The 20899-nt window shown below is 41.1% G+C and carries 14 protein-coding genes; 6 read left to right on the forward strand and 8 right to left on the reverse strand.

Going from position 1 to position 20899, the window contains the following annotated elements:
• Positions 1 to 9: 9 nt before the first annotated feature.
• From BUE31_RS07500 to BUE31_RS07510, 3 genes are all read right to left on the reverse strand, one after another.
• Positions 10 to 1632, reverse strand: a complete 1623-nt coding sequence (locus tag BUE31_RS07500; RefSeq protein ID WP_073401929.1) for a RagB/SusD family nutrient uptake outer membrane protein — start codon at positions 1630 to 1632, stop codon at positions 10 to 12.
• Positions 1633 to 1652: 20 nt separating this feature from the next.
• Positions 1653 to 4853 (reverse strand): SusC/RagA family TonB-linked outer membrane protein, encoded by a 3201-nt coding sequence (locus tag BUE31_RS07505; protein ID WP_073401932.1) that lies wholly within the window; start codon positions 4851 to 4853, stop codon positions 1653 to 1655.
• Between the two features lie 610 nt (positions 4854 to 5463).
• Positions 5464 to 9624: a hybrid sensor histidine kinase/response regulator transcription factor gene (locus BUE31_RS07510; protein WP_073403040.1), complete on the reverse strand. Its 4161-nt coding sequence runs from the start codon at positions 9622 to 9624 to the stop codon at positions 5464 to 5466.
• Between the two features lie 502 nt (positions 9625 to 10126).
• On the opposite strand from BUE31_RS07510, the gene BUE31_RS07515 reads away from it, so the two are divergent.
• Genes BUE31_RS07515 through BUE31_RS07525 form a run of 3 tightly spaced genes read left to right on the forward strand, consistent with a single transcriptional unit; the run spans position 10127 to position 12719 of the window.
• The gene (locus BUE31_RS07515; protein ID WP_073401934.1) at positions 10127 to 10936 is read left to right on the forward strand and encodes an MlaE family ABC transporter permease; all 810 of its coding nucleotides are present in this window, start codon (positions 10127 to 10129) and stop codon (positions 10934 to 10936) included.
• Positions 10937 to 10940: 4 nt separating this feature from the next.
• On the forward strand, positions 10941 to 11714 hold the full coding sequence (locus BUE31_RS07520) for an ABC transporter ATP-binding protein (RefSeq protein WP_073401936.1): 774 nt from the start codon (positions 10941 to 10943) through the stop codon (positions 11712 to 11714).
• Between the two features lie 18 nt (positions 11715 to 11732).
• Positions 11733 to 12719 (forward strand): MlaD family protein, encoded by a 987-nt coding sequence (locus BUE31_RS07525; RefSeq protein WP_073401938.1) that lies wholly within the window; start codon positions 11733 to 11735, stop codon positions 12717 to 12719.
• Between the two features lie 154 nt (positions 12720 to 12873).
• On the opposite strand, the gene BUE31_RS07530 is transcribed toward BUE31_RS07525, so the two are convergent.
• Positions 12874 to 13608 (reverse strand): hypothetical protein, encoded by a 735-nt coding sequence (locus BUE31_RS07530; protein ID WP_143167050.1) that lies wholly within the window; start codon positions 13606 to 13608, stop codon positions 12874 to 12876.
• A gap of 216 nt (positions 13609 to 13824) precedes the next feature.
• On the opposite strand from BUE31_RS07530, the gene BUE31_RS07535 reads away from it, so the two are divergent.
• The gene (locus BUE31_RS07535; RefSeq protein WP_234997771.1) at positions 13825 to 14169 is read left to right on the forward strand and encodes a PD-(D/E)XK nuclease family transposase; all 345 of its coding nucleotides are present in this window, start codon (positions 13825 to 13827) and stop codon (positions 14167 to 14169) included.
• 91 nt (positions 14170 to 14260) lie between these two features.
• Here the strand turns inward: BUE31_RS07535 and BUE31_RS07540 are convergent, their stop codons facing one another.
• Complete coding sequence (locus tag BUE31_RS07540; protein WP_073401943.1) at positions 14261 to 16177, reverse strand: SPFH domain-containing protein; 1917 nt, start codon at positions 16175 to 16177, stop codon at positions 14261 to 14263.
• A gap of 291 nt (positions 16178 to 16468) precedes the next feature.
• Here BUE31_RS07540 and BUE31_RS30970 point away from each other — a divergent pair, with 291 nt between their 5' ends.
• A complete protein-coding gene (locus tag BUE31_RS30970; RefSeq protein ID WP_159440644.1) occupies positions 16469 to 16627 on the forward strand; it encodes a hypothetical protein in 159 nt (52 codons plus the stop codon).
• Between the two features lie 31 nt (positions 16628 to 16658).
• Here the strand turns inward: BUE31_RS30970 and BUE31_RS07545 are convergent, their stop codons facing one another.
• The gene (locus BUE31_RS07545) at positions 16659 to 17285 is read right to left on the reverse strand and encodes a chloramphenicol acetyltransferase (RefSeq protein ID WP_073403042.1); all 627 of its coding nucleotides are present in this window, start codon (positions 17283 to 17285) and stop codon (positions 16659 to 16661) included.
• A gap of 132 nt (positions 17286 to 17417) precedes the next feature.
• Entirely contained in the window at positions 17418 to 18959 is a 1542-nt protein-coding gene (locus BUE31_RS07550; protein WP_200801889.1) for an alpha-N-arabinofuranosidase, read from the reverse strand.
• Between the two features lie 78 nt (positions 18960 to 19037).
• Here BUE31_RS07550 and BUE31_RS07555 point away from each other — a divergent pair, with 78 nt between their 5' ends.
• The gene (locus BUE31_RS07555; RefSeq protein ID WP_143167051.1) at positions 19038 to 19433 is read left to right on the forward strand and encodes a hypothetical protein; all 396 of its coding nucleotides are present in this window, start codon (positions 19038 to 19040) and stop codon (positions 19431 to 19433) included.
• Between the two features lie 38 nt (positions 19434 to 19471).
• On the opposite strand, the gene BUE31_RS07560 is transcribed toward BUE31_RS07555, so the two are convergent.
• Entirely contained in the window at positions 19472 to 20674 is a 1203-nt protein-coding gene (locus tag BUE31_RS07560; protein WP_073401949.1) for an alpha/beta hydrolase-fold protein, read from the reverse strand.
• Between the last annotated feature and the right edge of the window lie 225 nt (positions 20675 to 20899).

Genomic DNA, 20899 nt, shown 5'->3' on the forward strand with positions numbered 1-20899 from the left:
ATCTGGTGATTATTTAAATACGTATGGAACAGGTGCCTTTATTAAGTTAGGATCTGCTGCTACCTCTGTTGCCGGAACAGGGAACAGAAAATCAAGATTGGTTGGGGTATAGGTAGCGTCATGATACCTAACAGGTGGGGTATCAGTACTCGAGTCGCCCCTGTCCTGCTTGCTGATAATTGATATAGCTACCGGGTGTGTGGCCGAGTTAAAGCCATCCATGCGGCACAGGTCATACCAGTAATCGCCTTCAATTGCAAATTCCAAACGTCTTTCCTTTATAATATCCCGGTAAGTAATGCTTGTTTTTTGCTGAACACCAGCACGCTGGCGGATCTTATTAAAATACTTAAGCGCAGTTGCATCATTGGTGCTTGCGGCAGTATCAATTCCATGGCCCACACCCGGATTGGCCGATTGCCCTAAAATTGCCTCGGCGGCTATAAGATAAACATCAGATAAACGCATAATATAAGTATTCATAGCTGTAGACTGGAACGCGCTCGCCCCATTATTATCAGCCGGAGAACCTACTACATATTTTTTAATCTGGGCATGTGTACCCTGTGAGCTGGCATTAGCAGGCAATGTATAACCGCCCTGTGCCTGGTCAAGGTAAGAGTAAAAATCGCCGGGAAGCATAATGGTTGCCTTTCTGCGCAAGTCGCCGGGGTTGGCTGCATAGGCATCCTGTAAATCAAAGCTTGGTGCCAGCACACCATAACCGTCACCTGTTTGTGTAATTGCACTGCTGTAAGCAAATGATGCCTGCACCGCGTTACCAAAACCGTAACCTGCGTTGGCAAGCCATTGCAAGGCAATTATTGATTCCTTATTATTATTATTGGCAATTTTAAACAGGTCTTCATAAGTATTACCTGCAATATCAATCCCAAACAATTGGAATTCGCCGCTATTGATAACTTTTTCAGCTTCAAGGCGTGCATTGGCATAATCCTGCGTGTACAGGTAAACTTTTGAAAGCAATGCCGATGCCGAACCGCTTGAAACGTGCCCGGTGGCCGCCACATTCGGCGTACAATTAGTTTCAGCAAATTTAAGGTCGTTGATTATAAATTTGTAAACATCAGTAACCGGGTTAGTGTTAACGTTTTGAAAGTTACTAACCTCAAGCAATGGGTTTTCTACAATCGGCACGTTACCAAAAATGCGGGTAAGATAAAAGTAAGCCAGGCCGCGCATTAAACGTGCTTCGCCCATGGCATTATTTACCACGCTTGCAGGCACCGATGCAGGCACATTGGCAGGCAGGTTGGCAATCAATGCGTTTGCTTGTGCAACAACTGTGAACAGCGAGTTCCATGCGGCGCTCAGCTCAAAGTTTCCGTTTGATACGGAGAAGTTACCAAAAGCAACCACATCTGATGATCCTGTACGACCGTTACCACTGGCCAGCTCACTTATAGACCAACCAACTTTTGTATTAAACCCAAACCATGGGGCCGCATAAAGGGCATTGGTACTTGCCTTTACCTGGTCAGCAGTTTGATAGTAACTGCCAACAGTGGTCTGGCTTTCAGGCGGGCGGTTAAAAAAATCTTTTTTACAACCGGAAGCTATAACTCCTGTTAATGCCGCCATGCTTAAAATGTATTTTATATATCTTTTCATATTAATTTCCTTTTAACAAATTAAAACTCAGCATTCAATCCAAAAATAACTGTACGCGGTATCGGGTACCTTCCATTGTCTATGTTCTGTAATATCGGGCTCTGGTTTAATGAGCCAATTTCAGGATCAAGACCGGTGTACTTGGTAAACACATACAGGTTTTGGCCGCTTACATAAACTTTTAAATGGTTAAGCTTTGCATATTTGGCCCATCTGGTTGGCAAATTATAACCCAACCGTACGTTCTGGATCCTCAGGAATGAGGCGCTTTCCAAAAAGCGATCGCTCATAACCAGGTTGTTGTTTGCTATACCCGCTCTTGGCGCCGGGATGTTTGAATTAGGATTGCTCGGTGTCCAAAAGTTTGCTGATGCAGCAGTTTGGTTTTGATATAAGCCTGATAAACCTTCTGTTTGGTAACGCAGTGCATTTAGTATTTTACCACCGTATGATCCGTTCAGGAATATCGACAGCTCAAAATCTTTGTAGTTAAAAGTATTGGAGATGCTATAGGTAAAATCAGGATTAGGGTTACCCAAAGCTGTTTGATCCTTTGAATCAACCTTACCATCGTGGTTAATATCCTGGTATTGGATATCACCCAGCCAGATGGAGTTGGCTACACTCCGGTCATTGGTTACTACAGCCGGTGATGTACCGCCGGTTACATTTTGAGGGTGTGTTGCAAGGTATTGCAGCTGGTCGGTAGTTTTAATAATGCCCTGTACTTTGTAACCATAAAACTCACCTATCGGGCCGCCAACAGTGGTATTGGTTACCGGTAAGCTTATGTAGCTTGTGTTTTCGCTGCCAATTAATGATGGATAACCATTTAATGATACCACCTTATTGCTGTACTTTGAAAATATTAAAGTAGTGCTCCATTTAAAGTTCTGGCTTTGAATGTTGCGGCTGTTAATGCTGAATTCAAAACCTTTGTTTTCAATTTCACCGGCATTTTTATACGGTGGTTGCAAAACGGCGGCTCCTGAATATTCGGCAGTACCACCCACTAAGAAAGCCGGCAGCGGCTGCTGGAAAAGGAAGTTTTTTGATGTTTTTTGATACACATCAAATGAGCCGTCAATCCGGTTGTTGAATAAGCTGAAATCAAAACCGGCATTTTTTTGGATAGCCGTTTCCCAGGTAAGGTTAGGGTTGGCAATGTTACCAACAATAAAGCCTGTTCCAAAACCTGTGCTAACAGGGGTAATTGCTGAACCATACCTGTAACCCGGGATATTTGAGTTACCGGTTGTTCCGTAGCCTAAACGTATTTTAATATTATCGGCAACACTTTTTATGCTTGCCATAAATGGCTCTTCAGATAATCTCCATGATACAGCAACACCCGGAAAATATCCTGTTTGATGCCCAGGTGCAAAGTTTGAGGACCTATCGCTCCGGATAGATGCGGTTATACTGTACTTATTATCGAAAGTATAAATAGCGCGGCTTAGCCATGATTCCATAACAGTAGTACCTTTATTTTCACCTATCAGGTCGGATGATTGTGTACCCAAACCCAATGTTTGTAAGGTATTACCTGCTGTAAAGCCTGATATAGCGGCAGAAACAGCATCATAGTTTGATTCCCATACTTCGTGGCCTGCCAATACGGTAAGCGCATGCTTTTTATTAAAGGTATGCGAGTAGTTTAAATTTTCGTTCCAGTCCCAATACTGGTCATCAGTATTGTATTCATTTAACCTGGCAGTTGCATTGGTAAATGCCGCTCCAGAGCCGGTAGAACCGTATGAGTAAGTTGGCTGAAACGTTTTTGCTTTGGTAAAGTTGAAATTGCCGCTTATTTCAGAGTGCAGGGTCAGATCCTTAAAAAATTGGATGTCGCTATAAATATTGCCCTGTACGTTGTTCCTGATTAAATTATTGGTAAGGCTAAGCGCCTGCTGAACCGGGTTTGGCTGCCCCTGGATAGTTCCGTTTGATGTTACAGACGGACCTGCAAATGTGCCATCGGCATTATATACAGGGCTATCGGGCGCGCTTAACAAGGCGTAATAAACCAAGCCTGTATTTTCGCCCAGGCCGGTATTTTGTTTGCTGCGGCTGGCAGACATGGTGCCACCTAATTTAAACCAGCTTTTTACCTGCGAATTAATTGTTGTGCGGAAAGAGTAACGATCAAAATCGCTGCCGATAATGGTACCTTCCTGTTTTAAATACCCGCCCGAGATATAATAATCCAAACCATCTTTTCCGCCTGATACTGACAGGGTATGGCTTTGTTCAGGCGCATTTTTAAATATCGCCCTTTGCCAGTTTGTTCCCGGGCCTAATATGGAAAGATCTGCAAACTCACCTCTTCTTTGTGTTCCAAATGCATCTGCAAGTACATTTTGTAGATTGGCATATTGCTGCAGGTCCATCATTTTTATAAACTTGCCTTGTGTTTGCACACCGTAATAACCATCATAGTTTATTTTTGCACTGCCGTTCTTTCCTCTTTTGGTGGTAATAATAACCACGCCGTTGGCGCCGCGGCTACCGTATATGGCTGTTGCCGATGCATCTTTTAATACGTCAATTGATTCAATATCATTAGGGTTGATAAGAGATAAAGGGCTAACGCCTGTTTCTTCCTGTCCGCCACCTGTACGGGTTAATTGAGGAGAACTTGTAGCATCCCCCTGGATAGGCACACCATCAATTACATATAACGGCTCACTTTGCCCAAACGAAGTGATCCCCCTTATGTGTACTGATGTTGCACTGCCCGGTCCGCCTGAGTTTTGGGTAATGGTTACACCAGCGGCCTTACCTTGCAGCATCTGGTCAACGCTGGGTTGGGGGATATTGGCAATATCCTTTGCCGTTACCGATGATATTGAACCATTAACATCCTGCCTTTTTTGCGTGCCATAGCCTATCACCACAACATCAGCCAGGTTATTTGAGGCTAACTGCAGCTTTATATTAATAGTCGTTTTACCGCCTATTAAAACTTCCTGTTTTTCCATCCCTATGAATGAAAAAACAAGTGTCCGTCCGGCAGCGGGCACCTGGATACTATAATTGCCATTTATATCGGTAATGGCATTTATCCTGGCATCTTTAACAGTAACGGTAGCGCCTGGAAGTGTTACGCCTTTTTCGTCGGTTACTGTTCCTTTGATTACTGTTCCCTGGCTTTGCGCCTTCAACCCGGCACAAACAAACAAGGACATGAACAGCAATGCTATTCGTAGAGTTTTTCGCATAATAATTAGTTAATTGATAATTGATTTATTTTGGATTTTTTGGTTGTACTAATTGGTTATGTACCCTTTAATTTGAAAGGCAAATAATTGCAAAAGCTATAGCAGAAATCTCCTCCTGTATTGCCATCCAGGCAGGCAATTAAATTGCGCCCGTTTGTTTTCACTAAAATTTGTAAACTAATTATCAGGTTTATTCTCAGCAGGTGAATTGTGGCACCTGTTGATTTTTCATTATAACGGAGGTAAAATTATATGGGAATTAAAGCCCGGTTGTGGATAAATAGGGGCACAAATGTCAACCCTGTTTATTTATTTGACTATCAGCTATATAAATAAAAAAAAGCCCTCATCAAGGACTAAAAAGGCAATAAATATTGACAAATGTGTACCCTTATGAGGAATGAAATAGTTTTTAAAGTGAGATTATAGTATCATGTGGTTTATTGTCTGAACCTTGATTTGCCCGATGAGAAGATTAACCAGTGAATGTAAAACTCCGCACGTATCAAGAAATCATTTAATCAAGTAAACGGCGAAGCCCTCTTGAGCACCTTTAAAAACAAACAACCTGTGAAAAATCATGGTTCAAAAAGGGAATCAACGTAATCCTTTAATCATTCAAATCAGCGGTCACGTTTTCGGAGTATTTGGATGGGATGGTATTATACTCCAGCTTAAAAGTTTTAACAAAATATTTCTGGCTCTTAAAGCCTACTTTATGGCAGATCTGTGATATGGTTAGATGCCCGGTTTCGAGCAACTGCGCCGCACGTTTTAACCGCATGGAACGAACCAGTTCGTTGGGAGTTTTGCCGGTCATGGCCAATATTTTTTTGTACAGCGTATAACGGCTTACAAAAACCTCGCTGCTCAGTTCTTCAACCGAGAAGTTAGGATTTGAGATGTTATTATCTATCAGCAGCAGCACCTTTTTAATAAACAGCTCATCCGGCGATTCTATGTATTCCTCAGTCGGACTTGCCTCCACCTGCTTGGTATAGGTTTTACGCATATACTCCTGCTGACTCAATATATTTTTGATCTTTGATTGCAGGATCTCGAAGTTAAAAGGCTTGGTCATATAATCAGATGCACCCGTTTCAAGCCCTTTTAATTGCTGCTCCTCACCTATTAACGCAGTTAATAGTATTACAGGGATATGTGAGGTACGGGTATCGTTCTTTATCTTCATACAAAGGTCAATACCGTTCATCTCCGGCATACTTATATCGCTCACAATTAAATTAGGATGTTGCGCCAGCGCCTTTTGCCATCCCTTCTTCCCGTTTTCGGCTTCAATAATATTAAAGGCAGCCTTTAAATTATCCTTAATATAAAATCTAAAGTCATCATTATCTTCCACCAGTAAAACTGTCGGCTTTTTACCGTCCCTGTTTTCTTTAGCCCCGTTTTTAGGTTGAATAGCCCCAGGTAAAAAATCAGGATTATGATCCAGCAATATATGCGTGTCAGTAAAAATGGCAGTATCTAATTGTCTTAGCGGCAATAAAACCGTAAAACAACTGCCCTGGTTAAACTCACTTTCAACAAAAATTTCACCACGATGCAGTTTAACAAATTCCTTTGTAATTGATAAACCTATGCCGCTGCCCTGGTTAAGCATTGAGCCAGGGATATCATTCTGAAAAAACGGATCAAAGATCCTGTCGCGCTTGTTTTCAGCAATACCTATGCCCGTGTCAATCACCCTTATCTCCAGTTGCTGCTCAGTTTCATCCTTTTCACCTAACAGGTTTAGCAATACACTCACCTGCCCGCCTTCGTGGGTAAATTTATAGGCGTTTGAGAGCAGATTGAACAAGATCCGCTCAATTTTATCGTGATCAAAGCTGGTATGAAACGATTCCAGCTCAGTATCAAAAATAAACCGGATATTTTTTTGATCAGCCACATCAGTAAATGCGTACGACAGCTCTTTTATAAAGCTGATGATATCGCCATTTCTTTCATGCAGCTTTAGCTCCTGGTATTCCATCTTTCTGAAATCAAGCAATTGGTTCACCAAATTTAACAGGCGTTTGGCATTACGGTTCACCAATAAAAGCTGCCGCTGTATTTCGGGTTCGGCTATTTGCTTTAATATTTTATCAACCGGCGCCATAATAAGTGATAGCGGCGTGCGGAACTCATGACTCACGTTGGTAAAGAATTTTATCTTCATCAAATCAAGCTCATGCATCCGGTGCGCTTCTTCCCGTTCTTTTTCAATTGAAAACTGCTGGCGGATCTTATTGATCCCCTGTTTACGCAGGTAAAGCAGCGCGCTTATAACAACCACAGCATATAATACATAAGCCCAGGTTGTTTTCCAGAAGGGCGGCAAAATATTTATCTGCAAGGTAAGCTCCTTATTATTCCAGCTTTCATTATCAGTTGCCCTAACTTTAAACGTATAGTTCCCTGCGTCAAGGTTGGTGTAAGTAGCTTTCCTGATACTATTATCGGCAGTTATCCAATCCTTATCAAAGCCCTCCATCATGTATTGGTACTTTATTTTACCGGGATTAAAATAGTTAAGCGCGGCAAACTCTATCGAAAATACGTTATCGTTATACTTCAGGTTCAGTGATTTTAACCCGTTGATTGATTGCGGCAATATCACTTTGCCATTCACTTTTTCGCCAACAGCCAGGCTTTGGTTAAACACCTGCAGATCTGTGAAAATTAAATTAGGCCTGTTCCTGTTAACATGAATACTCGACGGCTTAAACATATTAAAACCATTCCCTCCGCCAAATAACAGCTCGCCATCGCGGGTTTTCAGCGATGAGTTTTCAGTAAACTCGCGCCCCTGTAAACCTTCTGTTTCATTATAATTCACAAAACGGAACTTAAGCCCTTTAAGGTCCCGGTCAATAATAATGTTTGATAAACCGTTCGGCGTGCTTACCCAAATGTTATTTTTATCGTACTCCTGCATATCAATCACCGCATTATCCGGCAGGCCATCCTGTTTACTTATATTAGTGAATTTGCCGGTTTTATAATTGTATATGCTTATACCTTCGCGTGTGCTTATCCAGATCAGGCCCTCCTTATCTTCCAGGATATTGTTTGTACTGTTATTGATAAGGCTGTTGGGATTATTCTCATCATGTACAAAATGTATAAACCGGTTTGTTTTCTTCATTAAAACATCCAGCCCATATGAGGTTACCACCCACAGGTTTCCGCGCTTGTCTTCCAAAAGCTTGCTCACGTAATTTGAGTGAATAGCATTTTCTTTGGGGTGAGACATATAATTAGTGAAAGTTTGTGTCTTGCTGTCAAACACATTAAAGCCTGCCGACAGAGTGCCTACAAGCAATTGGTGACCGGCATTTTCTGTTATAGAACAGATCCTGTCTTCCGAAATGCTTCCGGGCAGAGCATCATTATGCTTGTAATGCCTAAATGTTGTTCCATCAAAGCAATCCAAACCGCCAAAATAAGTACCAATCCATAATTTTTGAGCATGATCAATAAACATGCATACTATTACATTATTGGTAAGGCTGTTTATATTGCCGGCATCGTGCAGGTATGTTTTAAAAGTGCCTTTCTTACGGTCGAAACAGATTAGGCCACCTCCGTTGGTGCCTATCCATATATTGCCGGTTTTATCTTCTGCAAAGCTGTTAATATCACTAAAACTCAGGCTCCGCGGGTCAGACAGGGGCTCTGACGAATGGTGTGTGTAAAGCGGAAACTTAATAATGCTTTCATGATAATAGCCTACCCCTTTTTTATAAGTGCCAACCCAAACAATCCCGCTATTATCCTTATACATCTGCGTAATGCTGTTTTGCCCGATGGTTTTATTATCATCCTCGCGATTTAACAGGTATTGAATTTTAAAATCCTGTTTATTTAACAGGTTAACTCCACCATGATCAGTAGCTATCCAGATCCTGTCTTTATCATCCTGGATCACGCTGGATACAACATTGGTATTCAGGTGTGCCTGGTCGTTCCCTTTATCAATATGCTTATAAACACCCTTTTTTACGTTTACAAAATACACTCCTGCCGAGTAGGTCGGAACAAATGCCCAGATATCGTCCTGCTTGTCGATAAAAATTTTATAGGATGAATTTAAACCGTCCGGGAGCTTATTAAAGATCCGCGAACGATAGGTAATTTTCAGGCTTTTGGAATCCATACGTTCCATCATACCACTGCGATAAATTAGCCAAATGTTCCCTTCCAAATCCTGTCCAAGGTCAGAAACAACATTCTCGCTTATTGTTGCAGCATTAGCAGACTGATGGAGCAAATGAATTGTTTTTTTCGATACCGGGTTGTATTTATAAATACCCCATGATTTATGAAGAAACCAAAAATCGCCTTCCCTGTCCTTTTTTATAACGGCAATATATCTGTCTATTGAAATAGAATGCAGGAAGCCGGCTATGTTATGAGTGAACTTTTCAGTAGCAGGGTCGTAAATATTAAGTCCGCTGCGGGTTTCTATCCAAAGCTTATTTTCCGGCCCCTGGTTAATATTTACTATATAATCATCATCTAAAGAAGCAGAATCTGTTACCGAATGTTTAAAGATCTTAAATTTATACCCGTCATACCTGTTTAAGCCAGATAAGGTACCGAACCACATAAAGCCCTTATCATCTTTTAGTATGCTGGTTATATTATTATGCGATAAGCCATTGCTGATATCCAGGTGCGAAAATTGAAACTGGTTGTTTTGAGCACCCGCAAAATCTGCCGTAAAAAGCATTAAAACGCCAAACAGCAAAATTTTACAATTCATGGATGTAATTTTCAGGCTCATCTATTTTTTTTGGATCAATAAAACTTAGGTTTGCACCTGCAAAACTTTTAGGTGCATTTATTTATTAAAACAGTAATTTGCGTAGCTGTTAGCTATGCCGCTCCTCCACTTAAAATGGTGACGGAAAAATACAAAGCCGCAGCTGTTTAATTGTTTATAATAAGGAAATTAATTTATAATTGATCGTACATCAAAAGTAATTGCAATTAAGAAGTATGGTATAATATTATTTTTACATTTCTTAATTTAAAATTAACCCATATATATTATTAAATGGCGTAATTTACACATATTTAAATACATTACTTTTTAGTAGGTGTAATACTTTTATTACAATTTGCCAGCTAAGTTTTAAGGAATATAAGATGGTTTAAAAAGTTTTATTCTTTATTAATTTAAACACCTGGCTTTAAGCACCAAACATCTGGTAGGGTTGTTTGTAGTTTAGCAATATAATTTGCATTTATTTTTATCACAGTTAATGGATCCAGTAAGCAGCACATCGCCCACTAAACAAAAAAAACGTTCGAAGTTTAGCCAGAAAGTGTCTGATTTTTTTTTCAGCGTTTATAATATCCACCTGTTTATAATCCGTTTTTTCCGCGAAGCTTTTGTACCCCCGTTTGAATTTAAAGAAATAATAAGGCAGTGTTTTGAAGTAGGCGTACGCTCATTTACCCTGATAACAGTAACCGGCTTTATTGTCGGGCTTATATTTACCAAGCAATCCCGTCCGTCGCTTTTGGAGTTTGGTGCTACTTCATGGCTGCCATCGTTGGTGTCTATCGCTATTATGCGCGCACTTGCCCCACTGGTTACAGCGCTCATAGCATCGGGCAAGGTTGGCTCAAGCATTGGCGCCGAGCTGGGCTCCATGCGGGTAACCGAGCAAATTGACGCCATGGAAGTATCAGGCACCAAGCCTTTTAAATTTTTGGTTTGTACGCGGGTAATAGCAACTACCATAACCATCCCCATTTTGGCTACCTATACGGGCTTTATTGCCTTATTAGGTGGTTATTTAAATGTGGCCCAAAACGAAGGTACCAGCTATACCAGTTTTATGCAGCAGGTTTTTCAGCCGCTGCAGTTTCTTGATTTTACAGCATCATTAATTAAATCAATTGTATTTGGTTTTACCATAGGCATTGTTGGCTGCTACCAGGGCTATTATTCAAACAAAGGCACCGAGGGTGTGGGCAAGGCCGCCAACGGCGCCGTTGTAACCGCCATGTTTTTGGTGTTTATTGAAGAGATTATTATTGTGCAGATAACCAGTAACTTCCGTTAAAATTATGGAAAAGCAAAAAGCACATATTGATTATAAAAACCCGGTTATAAGCATCAGGAATGTTGCGAAAGCTTTTGAAGATTATGCAGTACTCCGTGGTATTGATCTTGATCTTTACCAGGGCGAAAACCTGGTGGTGCTTGGCCGTTCGGGTACGGGTAAATCTGTTTTGATAAAACTGATCTCCGGCCTCCTTACTCCTGACACTGGTACTATTGAAGTATTGGGGCAGGAAGTAACAACCATAAGCGATAAAGAGCTGCAGGAACTGCGGATAAGAATTGGTTTTTCTTTTCAAAACAGCGCCTTGTACGATAGTATGACCGTGCGTAAAAACCTGGAGTTTCCGCTGGTACGCAACCGTAAGGGTATAACCCGTGCCGAAATAAATAAGGCCGTTGAGGAGGTGCTTGACTCGGTTGGCTTATCGCAAACTATAAACCAGATGCCTGCCGAACTTTCGGGCGGACAGCGTAAACGGATAGGCATTGCCCGCACACTGATCCTGAACCCTGAGATTATGCTGTATGATGAACCTACAGCAGGCCTTGACCCTATTACCTGCATTGAGATTAACCAGCTTATAAACCAGGTTCAGCAACAATACAATACATCATCCATTATTATAACACACGATCTTACCTGTGCCAAAGAAACCGGCGACCGGATTGCTATGCTGCTTGACGGGCAGTTTCAACGGGTTGGCACCTTTAATGAGGTTTTTAATACAACTGATAAAAGGGTAAAGCCTTTTTTTGACTACAACTTTATACAATAGATATTTATAGCATATATTATGGCTGCAATAGAAAATAGAAAAGCAATAACGGTGGGGATATTTTTATCGCTCGGCCTTATCATCTTTATACTTGGCGTATTTACACTTGGCGGCCAGCAAAAAAGCTTTGCCAAAAGCATCCAGATAAGCGCTGTATTTGATGATGTTGCAGGCTTAAAAAAGGGGAATGATGTTTGGTTCTCGGGTGTAAAAGTTGGGAACATCCTCAGCATCCGCTTTGTAGGCACATCGCAGGTTGATGTGAAGATGAAGGTTGACCAAAGCATTCAGCAATTTATTCACCGCAATGCCGGGGTACGCATTAGCTCCGACGGACTTATAGGTAACAAGATCATTGTGATTGATGGCGGAAGTCCGCAAGCCCCCGAAGTGCAGGCCGGTGATGTTTTACAGGCTGAAAAGCTGACATCAACAGATGATATGATTAAAACCCTGCAGCAAAACAACCAAAACCTGCTTTCCATAACTACAGATTTTAAAGTTTTAAGCCATAAAATATTACAGGGTAAGGGCACTATTGGCACTTTACTGGCCGATAGCCTGATGGGCGAACAACTGCGCAAATCAATGGCGAACTTGCAGGCTGCAACCACGAGCGCTGCTCACCTAGCTACTCAGCTCGACCGCTTCAGCGCAAAGATGAACACCAAAGGCGGCTTTGCCGATAAAGTACTTACTGATACTGTAGCGTTTAGCCGGATAAAAGCTGCTGTTACACAATTACAACAAGCCGCTGCCAATGCATCAATTTTAACTGATAATTTGAATAAGGCAAGTAATAAATTAAATAGCACCGACAATGCTATGGGCGTTTTACTGAACGACCCAAAAGCTGCCGCGCAGGTTCAAAGCACCTTTAATAATTTGCAGCAAAGCTCTATCAAACTCAATGATGATCTTGAAGCGCTCCAGCACAACTTTTTATTGAAGGGATTCTTTAAGGACAGGGCGAAAGCAAAAGCGGATAGCTTGAAAAAGAAGTGATTAGAGGTTAGAGACCAGAGATTAGTTTTTTGCTTGAAAGTAAGAAAAGCCTGAAAGGCTTTTAACGTATTCCAAAATCAAAGATTAGTTCGCAACTAAAACTAATTTCCAACCTATATTTTTCAACTAATCTCTAACCTCCAGCCTCTAATCTCTATTTACCAAATATATCACTTGCCTTACGCTGCTCAGGTGTTAGCGTTTGCCAATTTTGGTAACAGGCATTCAGGTAAGGTATTAGTTCAAATCGCTTATCAGTGTACTCTTTTACATCAGGGGTGTACAGCATCAAAAAGTTATCCATATCCAATCCTTTTAAAGGCACATAGTTACTTATGTTCAACGGGGTGAACACGTTGCTGATATGTTCACTTATTTCACGTTCTTTTGCCGATTGAGCTGCTTTTCGCTTCCTGTGCTCATCTTTTGTCCAGTAATGTAAACGGATGGCTACTCCCCCAATAGGCTTAAGGTATGTTGCATCTCGCTGGTAAACAACTGCTTGCCCATGATACAGAGGGTCGTAGTGCTGTACTGCATTGGCATTTGCTTTTGCACGGCCGCTGGTGTCAGTAATGGTTACCTGTTTTAGCTGCGTAGTTTTAAGCTCCATGAAAATTTCACGCGCATGCATGTCTGTTATTAGCAATGTGTCTGGCTTGTAAGCAAAGCCATTAAAAACCAGCAGGTCGCCGGGCTTTGCGGCTATGGCAAATTGTCCGTCATCGCCGGTAATAGTTTTTAGCTTATTATTTAAATTCTCTACGCGGATAGCATGCAATACCACCCGGGTTTTACTTTCCAATACCCGCCCGCTAAATACAGACTGGCCACGAACAGTTAACACTCCAAAAAAGCAAATGCAAATGATAAGTATATTTCTAACCATGCGTAAATATAACTTAAACGATATTTATTTTTATAGTGATAACAATATTTAACATTTGGGGTGATTGGGATTGGGAAAGGTTGTAGTTGTTTTAAGGGTTAAAAAGTAAAAATATAAAGCAGAAAACTTACGAAGTTTTAAAAACTTCGTAAGTTTGATTGGGTGCTGGTAACCGATTTAGACAAATGGCTTTATGTATTAAAAAACATGAGCCAAATGGATAAGATTCCTGTATACCTGCGGAAACCCATCTTTGAAAAACTATTCAGTATTGCTGAATATACAAATTTAACAAAGGAGGAAAAGACCATGTACGATAGCAGCATGAAATATAAATGGGACAATAAAAACGTATTGGACTATGCAATAAAAGAAGGTTTACAACAGGGAATTGAACAGGGAATTGAACAGGGAATTGAACAGGGGATTAAACAGGGAAAATTACAAGGGAAATTAGAAGAAGCCAGGGAGATCGCCAGGGAAATGAAAAAGGATGGTTTACCACTTGCCCAAATTTCAAAATTCACTAAGTTATCTATCCAAGAAATAGAAAAACTTTAATATTTCCAGGCCAATTTATTAAGGCATTAACAAAAAGCCTTCCGAAGTATTGAAACTCCGGAAGGCTGATAAAGCTCTTCAGATAATAAGATTATTTACTCTCTTCTCCTTTAGCTGATTTTGAATCACCAGCTTTCTCACCAATCACCTCATTAGCCACCTGCAGTTTTTTCAACATTTCAGAGCCAATTAAAGCATCGATCATTCCGTTGCCACCACCATCTTTACCACTCACTAATATATCAGGCACCAATTTGATACCATGACTTGCTAAAGCTTCGGCTACACGTACAATTGCGTATTGCTCTGTACCCATGGCCTCTGTTTTTTGTTTGGTTACTTCGGCTTCTGATAAACCTATCGCCTTAATTTTTGCGGCTTCGGCAATACCATTTACTTCAGTAGCATTTGCATCGGCCTTTGCATTTACAGTTTTAGCTTCGGCATCGGCCTTTGCTATCGTGATCCTTACCTCAGCATCAGCTTTTGCGTTAATGGTTTTGGCTTCGGCCTCACCACGCGATGCGGCAACTTTTGAAGCGGCCATCTGGGTATTTATTTCTACCTGGCGGGTTGATTTTACAACCTCCGGCTGCATATCCGCACCAGCTTTGGCGCTTTCAAACTCCTTACGCTCAATTTGCGCATGGCGCTGGATCTCATAAGTCACTTTTTCCTGTTCGGCCAGTTTACGGTCGGTTAAGGTTTTCATCAATGCTGGTGGAGGCACAATGTCACCAATCAGCGTATCAACCCCAACCACGTTATAATCATTCAAAACCTTACTGATGTGCATTTTTGCATCATCCTGCCTCTGGATCCTGTTTGCTAAAAACTCAATCACGTCGCTCTTTTGTGCCGAGTTACGGAAGTAGTTGGCAATGGTAGGTTCCAGCACCTGCGAAACCAGGTTCTTCATATTACCGAAACGGGCAATCACTTTTGGCGCTTCGTTTCTTGGAATGTGGATGATCTGTGAAACATCCAAATTAAATGTAAAACCATCGGATGAACGTACGGTAATTGTACACAGGTTTTTATCCAGCTCATGCGCTTCTGTGCGGCTATCGGCCCAGTTTAGTACAATATTGGTTGTAGGCACTACTTCAACCGCATGGGTATAAATATTCACCGGGTGCTTCCCGGGGTCAAGCGGCTGGTCCCATACACCTTTTTCATTCCGCTTAACAATGTTTCCATGCTTAAACGCGTCTCCGCTGGTATCTTTCCCTTCCGGCCCAACAAAGGAGTTTACCACACCAACGTAACCAATCGGAATGTAGATCATATCCACTTGCTCCACAATAACAAACCATGGGTTCAGGTAATAAGTACCGGCAAGAATCACGTCCTCCTGCAAACCTTTCATACCGCCGGCATTAATAAATGCCATTGGGTCCTGGTAGTTTTTATGGCCAACTACTGATACACCGGCAATTTCGCCTTTGTCAAGCGGCTCGCCATCAAGCGTGGTAACAATGCCCACCTTGTTCTCGTGGATCTGGGTAATAGGAACCATCACTATCTCAAACAAAAAGGTATTGATCCTATAACTACCCGGCGTTAAAAACGCAGCCTGCGGACCTTTTTGACCCTTGTTATCCAAAAACGCTATTGCATCCTGGAACTTGTCGCAGTCAACGGGCTTGCCCAATACACGGCCCATGTCCATAGGTGCACCATCCTTCGCTTTAACCAGGCCCAGCTTACCTTGTTCAATAATGGTAAACGATTCCATAGTAATGGTGTATTGCCATGGCCACATACCCCAATACAAACCCGGCGCCAGCGCTTTGGCCTGCATACCGGCTTCGCCGTTTATAGCGATAATACGGCCGTCGGGCAAACGCTTACTGCCCGAAAGGGCATATTTTTTCACCACTAAGCCAATACGGTCATCAGGCACGATGATCATACCGAAGAAAACGCGCAGTACAAATTTGTACATCACAAAAACTACTATGACGGGCAGTACCCACCACAGTGAAACAAGAAATTGTTGGTTCATTTTTTTTAGATTGAAAATTTTTTAGAAATATTCCGGAGCCCTTGAGGTGCGGGCCTTTACAAACACTTACAGCATTAATCCGTAGTACCTTGGCTGTATAGTAATATTTAGATGACAAGGATTAACGGTTGTTACAAAAAGTGTGATAAATTTTACCAAATATGCCTTATGCTTTTATCATACACAAGCATTATAAAAAATAATATATCAACAATTGTAAACAATTGTTTCACTGTAAAGGTTAAACCTATAAATCTATATCTTATCGTAAACACATAACGCTTACTCACCATGAAAAAAGCAGCAAATGAACAAATCTTGAAGAGCGGTTCAAGAGACACTCGTCCCGTTAAAGCCCAAGAGCTTAAGACTGATTTCCCTTTAAGCGAAAAAGACGAAGTAAAGCAGGCTGAAGAAAAGATGCGACAACGAAGAAAATATATTTTGTAGCTGTAGACGCAATACTTTGCGTTTCCTGACATTAAACGCCTTTATTCATCAACTCCTGGAAACAATCAATGTACTGCCCGATGTGCAAGCCATCAACCAAAGCATGGTGAACATGTACAGACATTGGCATTGATCGTTTACCATTACTCACCGTCATTTTACCAAACGAAATGCTGGGGCAGCTATCTTTGCCTGAAAACATCCGGGCATGCGAAATGGATGTAAAGTCTATCCAGGGCAGGGATGAAAAACGGATCAGGTCTATTCGTGTTTCTCTGAGCAGGTTGGTTGAATTTTGCACTTGCTGAACTTCTTCATTTGCAGCGGCAATATATTCGTCAAATGATGGGTTGTAGGCTATATAACCAAAGCCAAAAGTACCATTGCTGCGGCCAATGGTCGAGCCGGCATTTATCTGGTCGTAAATAAATACCTCATCCCCATCAATCCGAAGTTTAAATGGCTCAGTAACCTGCGCGGCAGCTAATGCCTTATAGAGTGTATATAGAAAAAACGACACACCTTTTTCTTTGGCAAATTTATACGCGGCAGTGCAATCAATATTTACACAAACACCATAAAAAGGCTCTTCAAACTTGCTGAAAAAATTAAAATGTTCTTTACGCACCCAGTTTTCAAGATCAAGCTTCTGTCTCATGGGGCAAAAATAGGATATTTTTTGTGGGCTTAAATTCCAAAAAAAAATCATTCTGAGTAATCCATATTTACGCGCAAATATGGATTACTCAGAATGACACAAAATCCGAAATCGAAATTCCGAATTCCGAAATTAAAATAGCTCCAGCGTCACTGCCGATTTAGCAGGCATCACCACCACTAAATTATCACCATCTTTCTTAGCGCCTTTAAAACTTTCAAGCTGCAGCTTGTTGGGTTTATCAAATGTATTGATATCAGTAATGTTAGCTGATGTAAGGATCTGCCCGGTTACTGATTTCCATTTAATATCTTTAAGGCTGGTGCTTATGGTAATGTTATTATGCGGATCAAGATTTGTCAGGGATATATGCACCTTACCCTGCGCATCCTGCGATGCTGAAACATTTATTGCAGGGATCTTTTTATCACCCATTACATAATCAGGCGAGGTTAGCTGCATCGGTAAATATTTAGCGTCCTGGTGCACTTTGTACATATCAAATATGTAATAAGTTGGGGTCAGCAGCATTTTCTCCTTATCAGTAAGGATAAGCGACTGTAAAACATTGATGGTTTGTGCCAAAGCCGCTCCCCTAACCCTATCGCAATGATTATTAAAAATATTCAGGTTTGTTGATGCGATCAGTGCGTCGCGCAGGCTGTTCTGCTGGTATAAAAATCCAGGATTGGTGCCGGGTTCAACATCAGTCCAAACTCCCCATTCATCAACCACTAAAGCCACATGTTTCTTCGGGTCATATTTATCCATAATGGCGGCATGTTTGGTAACAAGCTCATCCATTTTAAGGCATTTAACCATGGTTTCAAAATACTCGCTTTCGTTAAAGCTGGTTGCCGATCCTTTGTGGCCCCAATCGCCGGTTGGCACGGTATAATAATGTAATGAAATCCCCCACATATCCCAGTCAGAAATATTCTTCATTATTACCTCGGTCCAGTTGTAATCGTCAGAATTCGGACCGCTGGCAATCTTTTTAAGCGGAGCGCCCGGGTAATTTTTAGCGAATGCTGCATACCTTTTATATTCATTGGCATAAAATTCAGGTGTCATATTACCACCACAACCCCAGCTTTCGTTCCCTATCCCCCAAAAAGTAACTTTATATGGGTCAGGGTGGCCATTTTGCTTGCGCATTTCTGCAACGGTGCTGGTGCTGTTTGAGTTTGTATATTCAATCCATTTTGACATTTCCTCAACCGTACCGCTGCCCACATTTGCAGCAATATATGGCTCAGTGCCAAGCAGGCTGCAAAGCTCAAGAAACTCGTGTGTGCCAAAGCTGTTATCTTCGGTCGTGCCGCCCCAGTTGGTATTTACCATCCGTGGCCTTTGTGCCGATGGGCCAATACCATCTCGCCAATGGTATTCATCGGCAAAACAACCGCCCGGCCAGCGCAGGCTCGGGATCTTTATTTTTTTTAGTGCATTAACCACATCAAGCCTGATGCGGTCCTGTTTTTCAACCGGTAATGATTTATCAACCCAAAAGCCGCCATAAATACCATGCCCCAAATGTTCGGCAAACTGGCCATAAATATATTTGCTGATGGTTAGCTTTGAGTCATTGCTGATTGCAAGGCTTGCAGTTTCCTGCTGACTGTACGCACACATTGCCATACAGATGAAGCATAAGGTAAGAATTTTCTTCACGATGATTTAGTTGGTTTAATAATTGTAAAAATAACACTTAAAACAAATAAATGAAATTTTATTTAAATTAGATGCCATATGATGAAAATAAAATTTGTTATCGCCCTATTATGTTATTGCTGCATAATCAGCTGTAATCCATCGATAAATGCAGAAGGGCTTTATGGCAAATGGGATTATATTAAGATTGAGCACCCAAAAGGAGATTCACCGGATCTACAAACTAATGAGCTAAAACGACAAGGCGCATCTATTGAATTTTCAAAAGATAGTACTTATGTGATCATGTGGGCCGGGAAACCATTATCACACGGCAAATTTGTGGCTGATGGCGATAAGATCATGATCAATGAAGATTTGCCGGATGGCACAACACGCAGCTTTCCTTTTTATATTACTAAAGCGAGTGATAAGGAACTTGTGTTTGAAACAAAAACGAGTACAAATGCAAAAGTGACGGCGGTAAGAGAGTAGCATCGGATCAGCAATGTATGTAGTACTGACCTAACCAGTTATTTACCCTTTAAAAGCGCATTTAGTTTTGTCTGACTGTCCTTAAAACCAGGGTTTAAAATAAGTGACTGCTTATAATTTTTAATAGCCTTTTCCTTATCTCCCTTTTTTACATAAGCATCACCCAGGCTATCGTAAGTATTGTATGATGAAGGGTACTCGGATACTGCCAGTTTAAACATCTCAATGGCATCATCAATCTTTTTCGGATTTTCAAGCAGGTCATATGCCCTGTTAATCAATAGGTCTTCCGATGGTTTGATAGTATATTGATATCTGTCAGATAATCGTTTATAAAATTGCATAGTAAGGTTCGCTGTTGAATCCTGGTTATTATCTATCCAAACAGGATACAAAAATTTCAGCGCATCGTATATGGCTTTTGCCGGACCACTCCCATGTGATTCATCTTTATAATAATTATATTTATAAGTTAACCCCGATGAATTATCCTGCTGCAACAGGGTATGAAAGTTTTGCAAGTCCTGGTAAAATTGCCCACCCTCCCCTGAAATACTCATGACCAAATATTTGGTTTTTAATGTCTCCGATTTTAACTTATCAGCAGCATGCTGGATCAAATATTCATCATCCCACCATAAAGATGGACTGATTGCAAAATACGCATTAAACATATCAGGATGGTTCAATAAACAATGAACAGTAAGCAAGCCTCCAAGTGAATGCCCTGAAAATATTTTAAAAGGAGCTGTTTTGTAATGCTGCTCAACATAAGGCATTACTTCATCATTAATAAACTGCAAAAACTTCTCCCCGCCTCCTGAGGTCCTTGTAAAGGCCGTTGCACTTGTATCCGGCTTGCTTACAGGATCAGCCTTATCAGAATGCGTGGGTGTAAGGTCCCTTTCGCGGTCGTAGTGATTATTGTCAATACCCACAACTATCATTCCCGGCATCATTGCCTGTGCTTTGGAAAGATAATCAATCAGTCCGGCGGTCATCGTCAGTTGGTATTCAGCATCCAGCATGTACATTACAGGGCATGCTACTTTTGCATTTTCAGACCCCTTGTTGAGGTAAGGTGTGTATATGTAAATTTTCCGGTTTTCATTTAGTATTTTAGAGTGGATGGTTACAACGTCCGCTATTTTAACATAAGAGCTATCCGCCTGCTGTGCCCGGGAACTTAGCACAAAAATTCCGTTAATAATAATTATCAATATGAAACGGGTAGTTGTCATCACTTGCATTTTATTTACTTTGTAATAGCAATTGTATATCCATTATTATTCCAAACATATAAAAATCTTATTATCAAATAATTAATGTTAAAAAGGCAGCAATAAATGTATCAAAATCGCACATTTCACCGTTCGCTTTTATTAAGGCCGGTGCAAGTTATATTTCAGGTTTGATTGGTAGAGACCCGGTGTTTTCTAAATCAGCAAAAGCAAAAATTGATAATC

The organism is Mucilaginibacter sp. OK098, from assembly GCF_900142915.1.
Lineage (GTDB): Bacteria > Bacteroidota > Bacteroidia > Sphingobacteriales > Sphingobacteriaceae > Mucilaginibacter.